The 18,027-nt window shown below is 49.8% G+C and carries 18 protein-coding genes and 1 riboswitch; of the genes, 6 read left to right on the plus strand and 12 right to left on the minus strand.

From position 1 onward, the window contains the following. Nucleotides 1-51: 51 nt before the first annotated feature. From FIU82_RS12610 to FIU82_RS12620, 3 genes are read left to right on the plus strand one after another with little or no spacing between them, the layout of a single operon-like run. Nucleotides 52-750 (plus strand): ABC transporter ATP-binding protein, encoded by a 699-nt coding sequence (locus FIU82_RS12610; RefSeq protein WP_152441500.1) that lies wholly within the window; start codon nt 52-54, stop codon nt 748-750. Continuing rightward, complete coding sequence (locus FIU82_RS12615) at nt 747-2,069, plus strand: FtsX-like permease family protein (protein ID WP_152441208.1); 1,323 nt, start codon at nt 747-749, stop codon at nt 2,067-2,069. The genes FIU82_RS12610 and FIU82_RS12615 overlap by 4 nt, the downstream gene beginning before the upstream one ends. 7 nt (nt 2,070-2,076) lie before the next feature. Next, nucleotides 2,077-2,568, plus strand: coding sequence for a DUF3299 domain-containing protein (locus FIU82_RS12620; RefSeq protein WP_022943344.1), 492 nt, complete (start codon nt 2,077-2,079; stop codon nt 2,566-2,568). Between the two features lie 39 nt (nt 2,569-2,607). Here the strand turns inward: FIU82_RS12620 and mutM are convergent, their stop codons facing one another. Both mutM and FIU82_RS12630 read right to left on the minus strand, forming a co-directional pair. Further along, the gene (mutM, locus tag FIU82_RS12625; RefSeq protein ID WP_152441209.1) at nt 2,608-3,417 is read right to left on the minus strand and encodes a bifunctional DNA-formamidopyrimidine glycosylase/DNA-(apurinic or apyrimidinic site) lyase; all 810 of its coding nucleotides are present in this window, start codon (nt 3,415-3,417) and stop codon (nt 2,608-2,610) included. Nucleotides 3,418-3,420: 3 nt separating this feature from the next. Beyond that, complete coding sequence (locus FIU82_RS12630) at nt 3,421-3,912, minus strand: hypothetical protein (RefSeq protein WP_022943342.1); 492 nt, start codon at nt 3,910-3,912, stop codon at nt 3,421-3,423. Between the two features lie 128 nt (nt 3,913-4,040). Between FIU82_RS12630 and FIU82_RS12635 the strand changes: the two genes are divergently transcribed. Next, complete coding sequence (locus FIU82_RS12635; protein WP_045979250.1) at nt 4,041-4,964, plus strand: manganese-dependent inorganic pyrophosphatase; 924 nt, start codon at nt 4,041-4,043, stop codon at nt 4,962-4,964. 43 nt (nt 4,965-5,007) lie between these two features. Here the strand turns inward: FIU82_RS12635 and FIU82_RS12640 are convergent, their stop codons facing one another. The 7 genes from FIU82_RS12640 to FIU82_RS12670 all read right to left on the minus strand — a co-directional run bounded on the left by FIU82_RS12640 (nt 5,008) and on the right by FIU82_RS12670 (nt 11,947). Further along, complete coding sequence (locus tag FIU82_RS12640; protein WP_152441210.1) at nt 5,008-5,763, minus strand: HesA/MoeB/ThiF family protein; 756 nt, start codon at nt 5,761-5,763, stop codon at nt 5,008-5,010. Further along, nucleotides 5,753-7,297 (minus strand): thiamine phosphate synthase, encoded by a 1,545-nt coding sequence (thiE, locus tag FIU82_RS12645; RefSeq protein WP_152441211.1) that lies wholly within the window; start codon nt 7,295-7,297, stop codon nt 5,753-5,755. Before thiE ends, FIU82_RS12640 begins: the two co-directional genes overlap by 11 nt. After that, nucleotides 7,294-8,091 (minus strand): thiazole synthase, encoded by a 798-nt coding sequence (locus tag FIU82_RS12650; RefSeq protein WP_152441212.1) that lies wholly within the window; start codon nt 8,089-8,091, stop codon nt 7,294-7,296. The genes thiE and FIU82_RS12650 overlap by 4 nt, the downstream gene beginning before the upstream one ends. Further along, nucleotides 8,092-8,289 carry a sulfur carrier protein ThiS gene (gene thiS, locus FIU82_RS12655; RefSeq protein ID WP_022943337.1) on the minus strand — a complete coding sequence of 66 codons (198 nt, stop codon included), beginning with the start codon at nt 8,287-8,289 and terminating at the stop codon, nt 8,092-8,094. Between the two features lie 15 nt (nt 8,290-8,304). Then, a complete protein-coding gene (locus FIU82_RS12660) occupies nt 8,305-9,312 on the minus strand; it encodes an FAD-dependent oxidoreductase (RefSeq protein ID WP_152441213.1) in 1,008 nt (335 codons plus the stop codon). Further along, a complete protein-coding gene (gene thiC, locus FIU82_RS12665) occupies nt 9,312-11,261 on the minus strand; it encodes a phosphomethylpyrimidine synthase ThiC (protein WP_152441214.1) in 1,950 nt (649 codons plus the stop codon). The genes FIU82_RS12660 and thiC overlap by 1 nt, the downstream gene beginning before the upstream one ends. Nucleotides 11,262-11,377: 116 nt before the next feature. Further along, a riboswitch (TPP riboswitch) is annotated at nt 11,378-11,481 on the minus strand. A gap of 22 nt (nt 11,482-11,503) precedes the next feature. Then, nucleotides 11,504-11,947 (minus strand): YaiI/YqxD family protein, encoded by a 444-nt coding sequence (locus FIU82_RS12670; protein ID WP_045979243.1) that lies wholly within the window; start codon nt 11,945-11,947, stop codon nt 11,504-11,506. A 247-nt stretch (nt 11,948-12,194) separates the two neighbouring features. Between FIU82_RS12670 and FIU82_RS12675 the strand changes: the two genes are divergently transcribed. Then, nucleotides 12,195-13,337, plus strand: coding sequence for a DUF3103 family protein (locus tag FIU82_RS12675; RefSeq protein WP_152441215.1), 1,143 nt, complete (start codon nt 12,195-12,197; stop codon nt 13,335-13,337). Between the two features lie 117 nt (nt 13,338-13,454). Next, on the plus strand, nt 13,455-16,217 hold the full coding sequence (locus tag FIU82_RS12680; RefSeq protein WP_152441216.1) for a prolyl oligopeptidase family serine peptidase: 2,763 nt from the start codon (nt 13,455-13,457) through the stop codon (nt 16,215-16,217). Nucleotides 16,218-16,287: 70 nt separating this feature from the next. On the opposite strand, the gene FIU82_RS12685 is transcribed toward FIU82_RS12680, so the two are convergent. From FIU82_RS12685 to zapB, 3 genes are read right to left on the minus strand one after another with little or no spacing between them, the layout of a single operon-like run. Further along, entirely contained in the window at nt 16,288-17,268 is a 981-nt protein-coding gene (locus tag FIU82_RS12685; RefSeq protein WP_152441217.1) for an MBL fold metallo-hydrolase, read from the minus strand. Between the two features lie 28 nt (nt 17,269-17,296). Continuing rightward, nucleotides 17,297-17,587 (minus strand): cell division protein ZapA, encoded by a 291-nt coding sequence (locus tag FIU82_RS12690; protein WP_022945437.1) that lies wholly within the window; start codon nt 17,585-17,587, stop codon nt 17,297-17,299. Continuing rightward, a complete protein-coding gene (zapB, locus tag FIU82_RS12695; RefSeq protein WP_045979239.1) occupies nt 17,587-17,817 on the minus strand; it encodes a cell division protein ZapB in 231 nt (76 codons plus the stop codon). The genes FIU82_RS12690 and zapB overlap by 1 nt, the downstream gene beginning before the upstream one ends. Nucleotides 17,818-18,027: the final 210 nt, after the last annotated feature.

Raw genomic sequence — 18,027 nt, forward strand, 5'->3', positions numbered from 1 at the left:
ACATGACTGTGATACAGTAACAACAATTGCAAGTCAGCGGTATTGAACGTGATGATTGAAATAGAAAAGCTATGGTTTTCTTGGCACGGTGAAAAGCACACGCCCACTCTAGCAATAGACTCATTGCACATAAAAAAAGGTGAGCATGTTTTTTTACACGGCCCCAGCGGCACCGGTAAATCAACACTACTGTCGTTACTGGCGGGGATCCAAACCCCGCAACGCGGGCACATTCGCATTGCCGATACCAATCTCAGCGCCCTGAGCAGCGCCAAACGCGATCAGTTTCGTGCCGATCACCTTGGCTATATTTTTCAAAACTTTAATTTGCTGCCCTACCTTAGCCCTATCGACAATGTCACCTTAGCCCTGGCTTTTTCCGCTGTTCGCCGCCAACGAGCGCAACGCGCCGGTATGGCAATGAACGAACTGGCAGCCACCTTGCTTACTCAGCTCGGTTTAGATGCTAGCCACCATCATCAAGCGGTTAATACCTTGAGTATCGGTCAGCAGCAACGCGTAGGCGCAGCGCGAGCGGTCATTGGTGAGCCCGAAGTGATCATCGCCGATGAACCCACCTCCGCCCTTGATGAGGACAACCGCAAGGCGTTTATCGAGTTGCTGTTTCAGCAAACCGACAAGACCGGCGCCACGGTGGTGTTTGTGAGCCATGAAAAGTCCCTCGCGCCGCTGTTCTCCAAGGTGGTGAGCCTAAGTGAAGTTAATCAGCTTGCAGGAGTGGCGTCATGATTTTGCTAAAACTCGCCAGCAAAAGCCTATTTAACCGTAAGGCCAGCGTGTTACTCAGTGTCTTGACCATTGCCATTAGCGTTATGATGCTGTTAAGTATTGAACGAGTGCGTATGGATGCCAAATCAAGCTTCGCCAATACCATCTCGGGCACCGACTTGATTGTTGGCGCGCGTACCGGCGATATCCAACTATTGCTAGCTTCAGTGTTTCGCATTGGCCATATGAACAATGGCGTTAGCTGGCAAAGCTATCAAGCCATTAGTAGTAAGCGCGGCGTTGCTTGGAGTATTCCACTGTCGCTCGGTGATGCCCACAAGGGCTTTGCAGTAATCGGCACCGACTTAAGTTATTTTGAGCACTTTCGCTATGCTAAGAAGCAGCCCTTGCGCTTTGCCCAAGGCCACGCTTTTGCCGGCGTAAACGATGTTGTCCTTGGCGCTGACGTTGCTCGCTCATTGGACTATCAACTTGGCGACAACATTGTTGTTGCTCATGGCATGGGCAACACCAGCTTCCACCAACATGATGATAACCCCCTGACCATCGTTGGTATACTGGCGCCGACCGGCACCCCAGTCGATAAGTCGGTGCATGTGCCGTTAAAAGCAATTGAGCTGATGCATGGCAGCGCTCAAGCCGACTCGCACGAGCACGAGCACGAGCACGAGCACGATGAGCATACAACTCACCCAAGCGAACGTCATGAACATGACCAGCACCATGCGCAAAAACACGCACCGCACCAAGATTTAGTCGGTACACCAAAACAGATTAGTGCCTTTTTACTTGGCTTCGACAGCCCACTATACAGCTTACAAGTACGTCACAATATCAACCAATATCAGGCTGAGCCATTGATGGCGATTATGCCTACCGTAACCCTGAGTCAACTCTGGGAAATGCTTGCCATAGTGGAAAAAATCTTGCTGTTGTTTTCCTTGGTGGTGGTCAGTGTCAGCCTGCTAGGGATGCTCACCACCTTGCTGGCAAACCTGTCGCAACGGCGCCGGGAGCTCGCTATTTTACGTTCTGTGGGCGCCAAGCCGTGGCATATTTTTTCCTTAATGAGTATAGAAGCCGTGCTGATCAGCGTTATTGGTACCGCCTTGGGGTGTGGCTTATTTTACGCGGCCATGTGGGCCAGTCAGTCTTTACTGCAAGCTCATGGGGGCATTAGCGTGAGTATCACTCCTTTGTCAGGCTATGAACTGAGCTTAGTCGCAGGTATCATTATCGCTGGCTGGATTGTCGGTATACTGCCGGCAGCACGCGCTTATTTCTACTCGCTAAACGATGGTATGAGCATTAAAACCTAGGATATTTATGAAGTTTATTTACGCAAGTTTGGTGCTTTTGAGCACCGCGTTGACAGGCTCGGCAATGGCCAATGAGCCCCTGGAGATTTTTTGGGAAGACCTGGTGCCAGAAGGTCATGTTGCGGTCGATACACGCAATAATTCATCAAGCCACGAAGGCAGTGAGCAAAACTGGGTGCAGCCAAATTTAGATGCCCCAGTGGTACAAAAATACAATGGCAAAACCGTAAGTCTTCCCGGCTTTGTGGTGCCTTTGGAGGGAGACAACGAGTCCATAACTGAGTTTCTCTTAGTGCCCTATTTTGGCGCGTGTATCCATGTGCCGCCACCACCACCGAACCAGATTGTGCATGTGACCATGAAAAATGGTGTGCCGATCGATAGCCTCTATGACGCGATAGTGGTGACCGGGGTCATGCAGGCTGATAGCTGGAGCGGTGAAATCGCAAAAACCGGCTACAAAATAGCTGGCGTCGGTGTTGCCCCGTTCGAGCTATAGTAAAATCAGTTGGCCAAGGACATCCCTTGGCCGCCCACCTCAGCGCTGACACTTTTTACAGTAAACCGTTGAGCGCCCGCCTAAACGTATTTCCGTCAGCGTAGTCGCACAACTTGTACAAGGCTCCCCTTTACGGCCATAGACCAATAATTGCTGCGCAAAGTAACCGGGTTTACCATCGCTTTGGGAGAAATCTTTTAATGTCGTGCCCCCCTGCTCAATCGCCGCCGCGAGGGTCGCCTTTATTAACGGTGTGAGTTTTTGATAGCGTGCAAGGCTGACTTTCCCAGCTTCGCGTTTAGGGTGAATCCCGGCTTTGAATAAAGATTCATTGGCATAGATATTACCGACCCCAACCACCACCTGGTTATCCATAATAAACTGCTTAATGGGCTGCTTTTTGTTACGAGAGCGCGCAAACAGCCACTGCGCATCAAAATCAGCGGTTAGTGGCTCTGGCCCTAATTTTTGGAATACCGAGTGCACACTGTCCAGAGGCTGCCACAGACATGCGCCAAAGCGGCGCGAGTCATTAAGGCGCAAACTCAGGCCGTTCGCAAACTGAAGCTCAATATGGTCGTGCTTTTTCAACGCCGTGTTGCTATCAACTACCCGCAAATGCCCGGACATACCTAGGTGTAAAATCACCGCTCCCTCATCGCAGTGCAGTAGCAAATATTTTGCACGACGGCTTACCTGAGTAATGACGTTACCTGCTAGGGCATAGACCTGTTCGCTCACCGGCCAACGCAGTTGCGGTTGATGAACATTTACTTGGGTAATGGTTTGCCCCTCAATGTGAGGGGCAATGCCTAAACGGCTTACTTCGACTTCGGGAAGCTCAGGCATAAGTTAGTTACTCGCTAATTGTATAAACAGCTGCTGCGCTTGATGTGTCGTTAAGCTATACCAGCGCTGCTGTTGCTTGTTAAATAATCGATAGTGCTGCTGGTCTTTATAGAGCACATAAACATAGGGGGTTGGCTCTCCTGCAAGCGTTAAGGTTGCGGCTAAAAGAGGCGCTCCGCCAAGCGGCTCAGCTAACGGCGCTCTTTGTTGTTGCCAAGCGCGAACATTGGCTTCTAGCGTTTGAATGTCAGCGCTTGGTTGCGCCGCATCGCTGTCCTGTTGCATACGCCAGCTGGTGCCGATACGTTCAATTTTTATGCCGGGATATTCTAAAGTAAGAATATAACTCTGCGCTGGTAACAAAGGTTGCGGCCCTTTCGGTTCATCATCGCCACCAAGCCTATGATGTAAGCCATTGAACACAAAGATCATAATCAACATGGCGAAAATAATTAAGTTATTCCACCCTTTGCGCGAAAGTTTAATTGCAGCCATGGTTTATGCCCTATAGAAATTAATCCTCCCAGTGTAACCAAAAAGTCGTGCCCAAGCAGCCCATTTGCCGCTACCGCAGAGCTAAAAATTATTGCTACAATAACGGCAAAATATTTAGGAGAGTCGATATGGCAATGTATGTAGTGGGACACAAGATCCCTGATTCTGATTCGATCTGCGGTGCAATTGCACTGGCGTACTTAAAAAATCAAATTGGTGAAGAAGCTATCCCTACGCGTTTAGGCGAGGTATCACCGGAAACCCAGTTCATCCTTGACCGTTTTGGCTTCGAAGCGCCAGAACTGAAAATGAGCTACGCTGGGGAAGAGGTGTATATTGTTGACCACACCGAGAAAACTCAAGCCCCTGATGATATTGACCAGGCGACTGTAGTCGGCGTGGTCGATCACCACAAACTAGGCGATTTAACCACATCCACACCGCTTGAATGTTGGATTCGCCCGGTCGGCTGCTCAAACACCATCATTAAAATGATGTATGACTTCTACGGCGTCGATATTCCAAAAGATATCGCTGGTTTGATGATGTGCGCTATTTTAAGTGACACGGTGATTTTCAAGTCGCCGACTTGCACCACCGCCGATATCAAGTGTGTTGAGGCCCTTGCAGAGATCGCTGGTGTTGACGATGCCAAAGAGCTCGGCATGGAAATGTTTAAGGTTAAATCAGCCGTTGAAGGCACGCCAGTGCGTGATTTGGTCATGCGTGACTTTAAAGACTTCAATATGAATGGCAACCTAGTGGGCATCGGTCAGTTAGAGGTTATCGACCTGGCGGTATTTGACAACATAAAAGCCGAACTACATGCTGATCTTGCTAAGCTTAAAGAAGAGGGCAGTCGCCACAGTGTGCTGTTGTTGCTCACCGACATCATGAACGAAGGCTCGCAAATGCTCATCGCTTCCGCTGACGAAGGCATCATCGAAAGAGCTTACGGCGAACAAGTCGCTGACTCTCAGGTATGGTTAGACGGCGTACTTAGTCGCAAAAAGCAGGTAGTGCCACCGCTGCAAGACGCATTTGCAGGTTAATCCCCGCTTTTAGTATGTTAAGCCAGCAACCTCGCTGGCTTTTTTATTGCCCGCAACAGGGGCACTGCGGGTTTTTCTGTAATTGTATCGTCCTATGGCGCAAAGTCTCGCCATCAACACAGTGCAACACTGCCGCTCCATTGCCCTTAAGCAAATAGTTTATGGCGAGCATGGCCTGTTGTGCACCAACAATGCCCAGTAAGGGCGAAATCACCCCGAGTGTGGCACAATTAGCGGTGGGGTTATCGCTGTGCGGCGGAAACAGACAGGCATAACAGGGAGAAGTGCTATTACCAAAGTCGAACAACGCAAGGTGTCCTTGGTGTCCCACCGCAGCGCCGCTGAGCAGCGGCACCTGCGCCTCTTTGCAGGTTTTATTGAGCAGATAACGGGTTTCAAAGTTATCACTGCAATCAAGCACTAAATCACACCCCGACAACGCCGTGCTTAAAGTATGTGCGCTCGCCCGTTGGCACAGCGGCTCGAGGGTTATGTCGCTATTTAAGCTGGCTAACACTTTATTCGCCGCCTTCGTTTTAGCTTGCCCAAGATGATTAAGCTTGAACAAAATTTGCCGCTGGAGGTTAGATAGCTCGACCTCATCATCGTCCATAAACCGCACTTTACCCACGCCGCTGGCGGCAAGGTAAAGCAGCGCAGGGCTTCCTAAGCCACCGCAACCGACCACCAGCACGGTGGCTTGCTTTAGGCGCAACTGCCCCGCCTCACCCACATCATCAAGCAATATCTGCCGGGCGTAACGGATACGCTCTTTGTTACTGAGCGCGTCACTGTTCACTGCGCCCGTCCTTGATTGCTTGCTGTAACTGCGCAATCGCCTGTGCAGGATGCGCTGCTTCGGTTATCGCCCGAACCACGGCGACACTGCCAACACCGGTATTGACCACCTCAGCGATACGCGTCAAATCTATGCCACCAATGGCCACCGTGGGGTAATGAGCGTGCATCAATGGTACAAAGTGGCGCAGCTTCTGCAGGCCCTGAATTTGCCCGGTCATATCCTTGGTGGTGGTTGGGTAAATCGCGCCCAAGGCGATATAGCTGGGCCGGTAATTGTGCGCTAGCAGCATTTCATAAAAGCCATGAGTAGAGAGCCCTAAGCGCAGGCCAGCGTCTTGAATCGCGCGCAGATTGGCATTATGTAAGTCCTGTTGCCCCAGATGCACACCGTAAGCGCCATGCTTTAACGCTAACTGCCAGTGATCATTGATAAACACCTGAGCATCGTGGGCACGCCCCAAGGCAATGGCTTGCTTGATAGCTTCTTCTAACTGCTCGCCATGGCAGTCTTTCATGCGCAGTTGCACGGTTTTGACGCCGTGCTCCAAGCACAGCTGCAACCAATCAACACTGTCGACCACAGCGTAAAGCCCAAGTTGCTGTGGGCAAGGCGCGAATCCGGCGGCATAGTTAAAATCGGCAGCACATGGAAAATCAAGCTCGTCGCCAAGCCAACTACCGGGCTCGATCACTTGCGGAAAATCAGCAAGTTCACTAGGCCAATTCGTTTGCGCTACCGGGCCAATGCCTTCGCCGTAGCGCTGCGCGCTTTTCAACCCGGCATTAATATAGGCTTTGCCAAGAATAAAGGCATCTTTAAGCGGATACCCCTTAGCCAAGCAACTAGCAATAACGGACGACAACGTACACCCCGTGCCATGGCTGTGGGGAGTGGTGATGGTGGCGTTGCCAAGCCAATATTCTTGTTCACCTTCACGGCAATAATCAACACAATACCCTTGTGGGTAGTCCCAATGTCCGCCTTTAATCACCACACTTTTTGCCCCCCACTGCTGCAATCGTTTCGCCGCTTCACGCAACGCATCGGGGCCAATAAGGTATACGCCGGTGAGCATTTGTGTTTCGTGGACGTTGGGAGTGATTACATCAACCAAGGGCAATAAATGGGTTTTAATGGCATCGGCAATATCGTCTTGAGCGTCTTCCTCAATCAGACTATCACCACTTGTGGCAATGGCCACCGGGTCATAAACCACATAAGGAGGGCATGACCAGTTGTCGCGATAATAACGTAAATGTTCGGCTACCAGTTGGATTTGCTGCACATTCGCGAGCATCCCTATCTTGATCGCTTGAGGACGAAGGTCATTGGCTAAGGCTTGCAATTGTGACTCCAGCACCGCCTGTGTCACTGGATTTAGTGCCTCCACGCCCAGGCTGTTTTGTGCTGTCAGTGCGGTAATGGCGCTACATCCATGCACACAAAAGCTGTGCATCGCTTTTAAGTCGGCTTGAATGCCTGCGCCACCGCCGCTATCAGAGCCGGCAATAGTCCATACTACTTCACTCATATATCCTCACTCATTGTGTGCCATGCGGGCATGCCCAACGTCGGCGTGGACGGCACGGCGGTCGACTTTTCCACCATGGGCCCTGCTAAATAACTTTGTCTGCCAGCCACGGTGGCATTGGCAAAGGCTTGTGCCATCAACACAGGGTCGTTGGCTCCTGCTATGGCCGAGTTTAGTAGTACGGCATCCACGCCCATTTCCATGGCTTGGCAGGCGTGAGAAGGCAACCCTAACCCGGCATCGACAATCAGCGTAACATCGGGTAAGCGCTCGCGAATAGTATGCAATGCATAGGGGTTTAATATGCCTTTGCCAGTACCGATGGGCGCAGCCCAAGGCATAATCACCTCACAGCCAGCGCTCACTAAACGCTGGCACACTACCAGATCATCGGTGCAATAAGGAAGCACCTTAAAACCCTGTGCCAATAATTGCTCAGCAGCAGTAACTAGGGCGATAGGGTCTGGCTGCAAATTGTAGTCATCGCCAATGAGTTCGAGCTTTATCCAGTCGGTGGCGAAAACCTCACGACACATTTGTGCCAAGGTCATCACCTCTTGCACACTGTGGCAACCTGCGGTGTTGGGCAGCACCGTTAACCCGGTATCTTTGATCAGCTGCCAAAAGTCATCTCCTCCAGCGTGAGAGTTCTGCCGACGCAGAGACACCGTGACGATTTCACTGCCACTGGCGGCAATCGCTTGTTCCATGCATTGCGGCGATGGGTATAAGGCAGAGCCAATCAGCAGCCGGCTGCTGAAAGACTGACCATAGATAGTAAAAGCGTCGCTCATCTAACCTCCTTGAATGGGTGCAAGGATATCCACTTTATCGCCTTCTTTCAGGGCGGTGTGCCCATAGTCTTGCTGCGCGACAAAGTGGCCATTAACAGCGGCGGCGAACGGCGGTTTAGCCGCAAACGCAGTGATTGCCTCACTCAATGCAGCCTGCTCTGGCACGGTAACAGGCGTTTCGTTTATATAAATCTGCATATCTTCACCTTGGTTTTATACGGCGGTATTAAACTGCGCCAATGCCCGCTTAACGACAATGGGCGCAAGCATATAGCCATGGCGATATAAGCCATTAATGCTAATCACCTTGCCCCTTTGCTCAATATGTGGACGGTTATCGTTATAGGCAGGGCGCAGCCCAGCACGCAAGGACTCAACGGTGGCTTCAGCAAAGCCACTATGGACACTGTAAGCTGCGGATAACAGCTCTAAGGTAGAGCGCACCGTGATAGCTCGGGTATCTTGTGATTCAATTTCGGTGGCGCCGATGACATAGCGATGCTCTGGCTTCGGAGCGATATAAATCGGATAACGCGGATGCATGAGCCGCACCGGCCGGCTCAAGCATACTTCCGGTGCATGCACTCTAGCGACCTCGCCACGCACACCCCGCAACGGGGTGTGCGCAGTTTTCGCTCCGATGCCGCGACAATCGATGACGGCTTGATAGTCTTGCGCTGCGAGCGCGTCAACGTCCACATCGGCGTTAAAGGTAAAGCGCACGCCACGACGTTTTAGGCTGAGGTAGCTGTGCTGATAAAAGCCTTGATTGTCGAGCTGTCCCTCGCATGGCAGGTATAGCCCTTTGCCAAAGCGCCCTGCCAGCTCAGGCTCCAGCGTCTGCAACTGGGCACCGTCAATATCTTGCCCGACAAAGCCCGCCAATGGCTTTAACTGTTTGCGGAAATGCGCCATGGCGCCCTGATCCTGGGGGTAGGCAACAATAATACTGCCAGCTTGCTGAAACTGAACCGGTTCATCGAGCAAGGCCAAGAGTTTTGGCCATAATGCCAAAGCAGCAAGGCCATCCTCAGCGAGGTCTTGTTCACACAGTACCGATTCGGCCATTGGTGCAAGCATCGCAGCTGCCACGTGCCCAGCACTACTGTGGCCGTGCTCATCACCGCGTTCAAACACTTCAATATCATAGTGCTGGGCAAGCAGCAGTGCGGCCACCCGGCCGCACACACCAAAGCCAACAATGGCTATTTTTTGGGCCATTAATATACCTTATGGTAGAGCTCGCTGCCTGAGGCTTTAAACTCTTCTGATTTCGCCTGCATTTGCGACTCAACATCAACCATGCGAATACTGATTTCCTCGCCAAGATTATTGGGGTCGATGCCTTTAGACTCCAGATCTTTGGCGTAATCACGTACTTCCTGAGTGATTTTCATAGAGCAGAATTTGGGCCCACACATCGAGCAAAAATGCGCGACTTTTCCTGACTCTTGCGGCAAGGTTTCATCGTGATACTCGCGCGCTCGATCTGGGTCGAGACCCAAGTTGAATTGATCGAGCCAACGAAACTCGAAACGCGCTTTTGATAAGGCGTTGTCGCGTTCCTGCGCCCCTGGGTGCCCTTTGGCCAAATCGGCTGCGTGGGCGGCAATCTTATAGGTGATTAAGCCTTCTTTAACATCTTCTTTGTTAGGCAGCCCTAAGTGCTCTTTCGGCGTGACATAGCACAACATCGCGCAGCCATACCAAGCGATTTGCGCCGCGCCAATGCCTGAAGTGAAGTGGTCATAGCCTGGGGCAATATCCGTGGTTAACGGGCCTAAAGTATAAAACGGCGCCTCGCCGCAATGGGCTAACTGCTCGTCCATATTGTCTTTGATTAAATGCATCGGCACGTGACCCGGCCCTTCGATAAACACTTGCACATCATGCTGCCATGCTATTTTGGTAAGCTCGCCTAAGGTGCGTAGTTCACTGAATTGTGCTTCGTCATTGGCATCGGCAATCGACCCTGGACGCAGCCCATCGCCCAACGAGAAACAAATATCGTACTGCTTTAAAATTTCGCAAATGTCTTCAAAGTGGGTGTACAGGAAATTCTCTTGGTGATGCGCTAAGCACCATTTCGCCATAATAGACCCCCCTCGGGAGACAATACCCGTGACCCGCTTTGCGGTCATAGGCACATAACGTAATAGTACCCCAGCATGGATGGTAAAATAATCGATGCCTTGCTCGGCTTGTTCAATCAGCGTATCACGGAAGATTTCCCAGGTAAGATCTTCGGCTACGCCATTGACTTTCTCAAGCGCCTGATAAATCGGCACTGTGCCCACTGGCACCGGCGAATTACGGATCACCCATTCTCTGGTTTCGTGAATATAGCGCCCGGTTGATAAATCCATAATGGTGTCGGCCCCCCAGCGGGTGGACCACACGGTTTTTTCTACTTCTTCTTCGATGGATGAGCTAACCGACGAGTTACCGATGTTAGCATTCACTTTCACCAAGAAGTTACGCCCGATGATCATCGGCTCAGATTCGGGATGATTGATATTATTAGGGATCACTGCTCGCCCTCGTGCAACCTCATCTCGGACAAACTCAGGGGTAATAAATTCGGGGATACTGGCACCAAAAGATTGCCCAGGGTGCTGCTGAGCTAATAACTCTTTGCGCACCTCTGCACGGCCCATATTCTCGCGAATGGCAATGTACTCCATTTCTGGGGTAACGATCCCTTGGCGAGCGTAATGCATTTGCGTGACATTTTTACCCGCCTTAGCGCGGCGCACCTGCGGTAGATGCTCAAAGCGAATATGGTCAAGCCCTTCGTCAGCCATACGCTGCTGAGCAAACTGCGAGCTTTTATGATCTAATAGCTCGGTGTCACCGCGCCCTGTAATCCAAGCCTGGCGGAATTTAGGCAGGCCTTTGCGCACATTGAGCTCAAAATCTGGATCGGTGTATGGCCCTGAGGTGTCATAAACACGAATAGGGTCGTTTTTTTCGTAGATGGGATCTTCTTCACTGCCGCCAACAAAGGTATCGCTTAATGCGATTTCCCGCATACCTACTCGCACTCCAGGCTGCGAGCCCTCAACATAGACTTTTTTGGAGTTGGGGAAAGGCTGCCCCGTAAGGTTGTGGATATATTCAGACGCCGCTTCACGGCTTTGACGACGGCTTGGTTTGGTTTTTTGTGACATGACGCACCTCACTATTTTACTGAGTATTGGTCTTGTCTGGAGGCGATAGAGCCTGTGGTCCGCGCGCATAAGCGCTGCTTTGGCTGGGCATGGTTTGTGCCATTACGGCACAAGCGTGCCGAGGCAAGCTTGTTCCCTACGCAGGTGTGAGCCTGATCAGGTTAACGGATCCCGCATTTGCGATCTCAGCCCTTCAGTTAGGGCACTCCGACAAGTATTCGCCAGCAGTCTAGCTTACAAACTCATTGTTGCGCAAGCCAGCGGTCAAGATGATTGGCAAATTGTTGTTTGTCTTGGGCACTCAAAGGGGCTTGGCCACCGGTTTGGATGCCGCTGCTTCTTAGGGTATCCATAAAATCACGCATATTAAGGCGCGACTTGATATTCTCTTTGGTGTACAGCTCACCCCGTGTATTCAATGCTAGTGCGCCTTTATCAATTACTTCCGACGCTAATGGGATGTCGCTGGTGATCACCAACTCGCCAGCCTGAACTTGCTGTACGATTTCATTATCCGCCACATCAAAACCCGGCATGACTTGCTGCATACGCAAGAAATCTGATGCTGGCAAACGCAGGTATTGGTTGGCAACAAAGACCGCTGTGGTTTTCGTGCGTACCGCAGCGCGGCAGATAATTTCGCGGATAGCGACGGGACACGCATCGGCGTCAACCCAAATAGTCATGGCGTTTCTTCCTAATTAAGTAGGTGTGCAGTATATCAAGTTTGTCAGTGGAGGTATGAAGTGATGCAAGAATAAGTATAAAGGATGAAAAAGGAAGCGTTTTCCCCGCACTATTTACGTCCGTTTACACGCAGGATGCATTTCACTGCTCCGATGTGTTGACCCTGCAAAAGGTAAAAGGTTAAAAAAAGGTTAACACCCTACCTCAGGTGTACTTTTTGAAACTTGATCACACATGGAGCATAAAATGAAAAAACTATCACTACTGAGCTTGGCACTCGCCTCTACGCTGAGCCTCACCAGTCACCTAAGTGTTGCCTCACAAACAACCGCTGCCGCCCAACAGGCACAGGCGGCCCACAGTGTATTCCAAAGCAAAAAAGCCCTTGCCAAAAACATTGCCAAGAATTTAAAACAGCTACAACCGACCTTACAACAACAACTAAGTGCCTACTCGTTGGCAGTGAGTGCCGATAAGTTAGTGCCTAAAGACGCTCAAAGCGAGTTTGATCTGCAACAGCATAATGCCCAAATTCGTTCGCTAAAGGGCCTACCTGAACAGGGCGACAACCTATTACAACTGCGCCTAGCGCATCGCAACATGCTTAATGACTGGCAGCAAGGCGAACCGGCGCTGGTTGCTTTTGCCCCCAAGGGCGATGACAAACACTGGGATGTGGTAGAGGCGTATGACCAACAAGGACAGCTGCATTTACTCGATGCCTACACACTTCCTGATACACCGGTTTTCATCGTCGAGCTTGACGCCAAAAAGACCCTCACTGAGGGGCTTGCGATAATGCGCTCGGTGCTGACATCAACCCAACAACCGACGCTGCAAAGTAAATACAGCATCCAAGACGAACAACCGTTATCCACCACAGTGCTTAAACAAATCCGTCTTAATGATGATGAAGAGCCTTGGATTTCAGGTGCCGCTGAAGTGTACGCCATTGTCACGGGTGTGAGCCCGTCCCGCGATGAGCCAGTGCTAGACATTGTTGATATGCCCTACTTAGATCACGACGGCGAAAACTACTACCCAAACCAAGTGTTAATTCACTGGAATCGCTACCGTTGGCAAGCTGCGGATATCTTATTGATGGAGCAAGACGACAATACCAATTATAAAACTCTGGCGAGTAAGCTATTGGAAGTCGCCACAGCGGTACTGCGCGCAATTCCGAATCCTGACGCTCAGGGCTATGCCATTATTCCTCAGCTAACAAATGAGATTTTACAAGCTATGCCTGATGCATGGTTCACTAATGATGACGACTATGTTGACGTGTATTACACCCTACGTGAGGGGCAAACGTACCGTAACTATGCGGGCGCCAGCAACAACGCAAGGGTCACCCTGGAACCACTTACTATCGACCCAAGATAAAACACTATGGCGCTGCTTAGTGCAGCGCCTATCTCAAAAACTATCCACTTTATCGCGTTTGCTCGAATCTTCGCCTGTTACCGTTACAATAGCTAAAAAAGCAAACAGGACGTGGTCATGAAACCTCAACTTACTTTTCTAACTGCTATGCTGGCAGGTGCATTGGCGACGCCAGTGGCCGCTAAGCAGGCGTTGCAATTTAACGATGTCTTCGATTTCAAGTATCCGCAACACACCGTTTTGGGCGAGCAAGGTCAGTACCTAGCCTTTAGTGCCGAACCTTATCGCGGCGACGCTCAAGGTCAGGTGTATAACCTAGATAACAATGAACTTATTGCCACGGTAGCACGCGGTACAGCGGCACAGATTAATAAAAACAGCCAATGGGTGGCATTCACCCAAGTCCCCACTCTCTTGAATAAAGAAACCGCTGACAAAAAAGCGCGCAAGAAATTAAAAAACAACCTCGTCTTGGTTAATACCCAAACGGGTGCCCAGCAAAGTTTTGAGCAGGTGAAAGACTATCAACTCTCTGATGATGGTCGCTGGCTCGCCTATCGCCTCCACAGCAGCGGCGATCATGATGCTGATAACGAAAAAGAAAAAGCCGATACTGGCGATGAGCTGCATATTAGCGCTGATAAAAAAGATAAAACCTATGACTTAGTCATTGTTGATCTAACCAGCAACGAGCAGACACGCCTTGACTCAGTGTTCACTTATGCCATCAGCCATACCAGTGCAGGTATCGTCTTCAATCAACACAGCAGTGATGGCAGTAATAACCAAGTCAGCTTTTTTGACTTTGCCTCACAACGCACGGACTCACTGATAGATGAGCCAGGGGTAACCGTTAGCACCATCGAATGGCACCCAGTACAAAACCTTGTGGCCTTTAATGTCGGCAATTATGTCGATGATGATACGCGCCGCCGCGACTACCGTACGATGTTGTGGCATGGTCAGCAAAACACCTTAGAAACGCTGCCAAGTCAATGGCAAGCGGGCAAGAAAGGCACACTGAGTTGGTCGGAAGATGGCGCTCGCCTATACTTTACAACACGACCAGAGCTTGACGCCAAAGTGACCAAGAAAAAGTACCAAGACGCGCAGTCGTTGCGCGACTTCGACACCATAGTGGCTCAGGCGAATATTGAGGTATGGCACCACCAAGACCCAGAAATTAAACCGCGCGAAAAACAGCAATGGCAGAAAGAAAACAAATATCGCCATTACCAGGCGGTATATCACCTTAATGGCAAGAAGGTGGTACAACTGGCCGATGAGCAAGTGCCACAGGTGCGGTTAAACAAAAAAGCAGATCACCTTATCGGTTACTCTAACCTGCCCTATTTGCACGAGATGACCTACAAAGGCTTTTATAATGACTATTATGCCATTGATGTTCTCAACGGCAGTAAACAAGTCATCGTCAAAGCCCATCCACATCGCCCGAGTTTGTCACCAACAGGGCAACATGCGGTGTACTTTAGTGACCAAGGGTGGCAGCTAAAAGATTTAGCCACTAATAAAGTGACTCCCCTTAGCAGAGCAGTGAATGCAGTATTTGCCGATGATAAGCATGATTACCCCTCCGAGGTAGACGGCTATGGTGTTGCTGGCTGGTATAAAGACGGCTCGAAGGTACTCATTAATTCTAAATACGATATTTGGGCCTTTGATGTTGAAAGTGGCGAAGCCCAAGTTTTAACGCAAGGGCAAGCTAAGCAGGTTCAGTATCGGGTGGTTAACCTTGACGATGATAAGCTTGGTTTTGATGACCAAGAGCAGCTGCTGCTACGCGCATTTAATGTGAATAATAAGCAGACCCACATAGGTGCACTGGATTTAGCAAATAACACTGTGCGTACACTTTTGGCTGGTGAAGCGCGCTTTGATGTAAAAATGAAGGCCAAACACGCTGATAAATACATTTTTACCAAGCAGAGTTATCACCAGTTTCCTGACTTTTGGCAGGCTGATGCCCAGCTCAGTAATACTCGTAAGGTGACTGACTTAAACCCACAAATCAGTCAGTTTAAATGGGGGCAAAAGCCAGAACTAGTTAGTTACAAAGGCTACGATGGCGAGGACTTACAAGGCGTGCTGATAAAACCTGCGGACTACGTAGAAGGTGAGCAAGTGCCTGTGGTTATCTACTTTTACCGCTATATGAGCCAGCGACGTTACGACTTCCCAAAAATGGAGCTTAACCATCGCCCTAACTTCCCGATGTTTACATCGAACGGTTACGCGGTGTTCTTGCCTGATATTCGCTTTGAGATTGGTAAACCTGGCCCCTCGTCCACTCAAACCATGATCAATGCCGCGCAAAAGCTGATTGATATGGGCGTTGCCAAAAAAGATGCCATAGGCTTGCAAGGACACTCATGGGCCGGCTACCAAAGTGCCTTTATGGTAACGCAAACCGATATGTTTAAAGCAGTTGTCTCAGGAGCGCCGGTATCGAATATGACCTCGGCATACAGCGGTATCCGCCTAAAATCAGGATTAGCGCGTCAATTCCAATATGAAACGGGTCAAAGCCGTATTGGTAAGGCACTGTATGAAGATGTCGATGCCTACATTGACAACTCACCGGTGTTTTTTGCCGATAAAATAAACACTCCAATTATGATTATGTTTGGCAATGAGGATGGCGCCGTGCCTTGGCAAGAAGGGATTCAGTACTATTTAGCATTGCGCCGCGCCGGGAAAGAGGTGATTTTCCTTGAATATGATGGCGAGCCACATCACCTGAAACAGTTCCCCAACCAAGTGGACTTTTCTATTCGCATGATGCAGTACTTTAATCATCACCTAAAAGGTGAACCAGCGCCACAGTGGATGACGCAAGGTGTCCCTTTTATTGAGGAATAATTAACGCTATAACACAGCAATACATTTGCGTTATAAGCCAACCCAAGCGGGTTGGCTTTTTTTATGTGTGCTATTGCCCTTGTGTGGCTTTGACGCGCTGCAACCCTGCGGTTAAAAAGACGCGGTAAGCGCGCTGCTCTAACCCAGGCTCGCTAGGTGAAAAGTGTGTTGGAAAGCTTGCGACTAGCTCTTCTACATTTTGCTCAGGGTGTTTATTTACGTGCTCAACAATGGCTATTAACCACGCTTTTGGGATACTCAAGCTCGCTTTGCTATATGCATCACCATGTCCTGGTAGGACTTGAGTGATATCCAGAGCCGCCAAATCATCGAAAGCGCGCAACCACTGCGAGAAATTTGCGTCCCCAGGGTAGGGCTTTATGTCGACCATATCCGCACCGGCGAGAAGCCCCTCTTGCTCAATATATACCATCAGGTCGGCATCAGTATGCGCCGCGTAGGGCAATATGTTGAGCTCGTAATTACCTAAGTCCAATGTGGTCTTTTTGTTTATTGCCAGCTGGGGTGATTGCAGCTCTAAATGCTGCCATTTATCTAAACGCGCTTTGGCTGCTGCTATTTTTTGCTGCCAAGGAAGCTGTTCTTGCTCGGGCAAGTTATTCATGCGGTGCTCGCTTAGAGCAATACTCTTGGCAAAACCATCTAAGCGCTCGTTGAGCTGGGCATGAGCGAGATGAAACTGATCATTGAGATGTTGGTGGACGATAAGTTTAGCGTCCGGGTAATGGCTTTGTAACAGTGCCATCCCCAATAAATGGTCATCATGCGGGTGAGAAACTAACAAGTAGCACAGTGGCACTTTTAGCTGCTTGTCTAACTTGCTAATGAAGCGCTCAGTTTGCGAAAACTCCCCTGGCGCATCGATTAATAAGGCGCATTCATCGCCTTGGATAAGCACCTGATTTGAATCATAATATTTTAGCTTTTCATGTTGTTGGATAAAGTCGACATGAGCACTGATACTGTGCCATTGCTGGGCATGGCTTACGGTGCTGGTGAGGGCTAATAATAAAAACAGAAATTGGCGCATAGGCTTCCCTTGGGCGCGACTATGCGCCTTATGATGTTGTTTCTAAGGCTGATGTCAGTTTGGAGCACAGTTGGCTCTGCATTTGTTGCTGCTCAGTGAGCTGCGACTTCGCTTCTAATAACTCATGGCACAGGTTGAGTGCTGCCATAAGTAACGCTTTGTCATCATTGCGCACCGCTGAGCGCTGACGCATATGTTCAACGCTCTCATTGAGGTGCTGTGCCGCATCAAGTAACGCCTGCTCTTGCCCAGGGGGACAAGCAAACTGATGCTCCCTACCGAGCAAATTGACCTTGACGCTGTGTCCGTCGTTACTCATTAACCCGCCGCGCTAGCCGACTGCAGTTTTTCCAGTAGGCTCGTTAATGTACTACTGGTTTCTTTCTGCTTTTCTTCGCTTTCTAACACTTCTAGCTGCAAGGTTTCGTTTTCGTCCATTAGCTTAGTATTGTTTTCACGTAAGGTGGTCACTTCTTGCTGTAATTCACTATTACGCTGAATCAATTTATCGACCAGTTGTTCGAGTTGGGAAAGGGTTTCTTGGTTCATAAAGGCGCTCTTTAAACTGTTGATTAGAATCTGCAAATGTAAAGCAATCTGCCCAGCGATGCTAGGGGGTGTAGCGTATTTCCTGTAAATTTTGCCAGTATTAACAGCGGGTTCATTTAAATCACCCAATATTCAGCAACGGTTTATAGTAGCTGCTTATTAATCAATCATCCAAAGTACCCATCTAGCTCTGTTTATCTGGTGCAAATA

This window comes from Pseudoalteromonas sp. THAF3 (genome assembly GCF_009363775.1).
Taxonomy (GTDB): Bacteria; Pseudomonadota; Gammaproteobacteria; order Enterobacterales; family Alteromonadaceae; genus Pseudoalteromonas; species Pseudoalteromonas ruthenica.

Bases quoted from the DNA above. Each gene is read 5' to 3' on its own strand.
- FIU82_RS12660 (WP_152441213.1), bottom strand. From the start codon at position 9,312: ATGGCCCAAAAAATAGCCATTGTTGGCTTTGGTGTGTGCGGCCGGGTG.
- FIU82_RS12670 (WP_045979243.1), bottom strand. From the start codon at position 11,947: ATGACTATTTGGGTTGACGCCGATGCGTGTCCCGTCGCTATCCGCGAA.
- thiE (WP_152441211.1), bottom strand. From the start codon at position 7,297: ATGAGTGAAGTAGTATGGACTATTGCCGGCTCTGATAGCGGCGGTGGC.
- FIU82_RS12690 (WP_022945437.1), bottom strand. From the start codon at position 17,587: ATGAGTAACGACGGACACAGCGTCAAGGTCAATTTGCTCGGTAGGGAG.
- FIU82_RS12615 (WP_152441208.1), top strand. From the start codon at position 747: ATGATTTTGCTAAAACTCGCCAGCAAAAGCCTATTTAACCGTAAGGCC.
- mutM (WP_152441209.1), bottom strand. From the start codon at position 3,417: ATGCCTGAGCTTCCCGAAGTCGAAGTAAGCCGTTTAGGCATTGCCCCT.
- thiC (WP_152441214.1), bottom strand. From the start codon at position 11,261: ATGTCACAAAAAACCAAACCAAGCCGTCGTCAAAGCCGTGAAGCGGCG.
- FIU82_RS12635 (WP_045979250.1), top strand. From the start codon at position 4,041: ATGGCAATGTATGTAGTGGGACACAAGATCCCTGATTCTGATTCGATC.
- FIU82_RS12630 (WP_022943342.1), bottom strand. From the start codon at position 3,912: ATGGCTGCAATTAAACTTTCGCGCAAAGGGTGGAATAACTTAATTATT.
- FIU82_RS12650 (WP_152441212.1), bottom strand. From the start codon at position 8,091: ATGAGCGACGCTTTTACTATCTATGGTCAGTCTTTCAGCAGCCGGCTG.
- zapB (WP_045979239.1), bottom strand. From the start codon at position 17,817: ATGAACCAAGAAACCCTTTCCCAACTCGAACAACTGGTCGATAAATTG.
- FIU82_RS12675 (WP_152441215.1), top strand. From the start codon at position 12,195: ATGAAAAAACTATCACTACTGAGCTTGGCACTCGCCTCTACGCTGAGC.
- FIU82_RS12680 (WP_152441216.1), top strand. From the start codon at position 13,455: ATGAAACCTCAACTTACTTTTCTAACTGCTATGCTGGCAGGTGCATTG.
- FIU82_RS12620 (WP_022943344.1), top strand. From the start codon at position 2,077: ATGAAGTTTATTTACGCAAGTTTGGTGCTTTTGAGCACCGCGTTGACA.
- FIU82_RS12685 (WP_152441217.1), bottom strand. From the start codon at position 17,268: ATGCGCCAATTTCTGTTTTTATTATTAGCCCTCACCAGCACCGTAAGC.
- thiS (WP_022943337.1), bottom strand. From the start codon at position 8,289: ATGCAGATTTATATAAACGAAACGCCTGTTACCGTGCCAGAGCAGGCT.
- FIU82_RS12610 (WP_152441500.1), top strand. From the start codon at position 52: ATGATTGAAATAGAAAAGCTATGGTTTTCTTGGCACGGTGAAAAGCAC.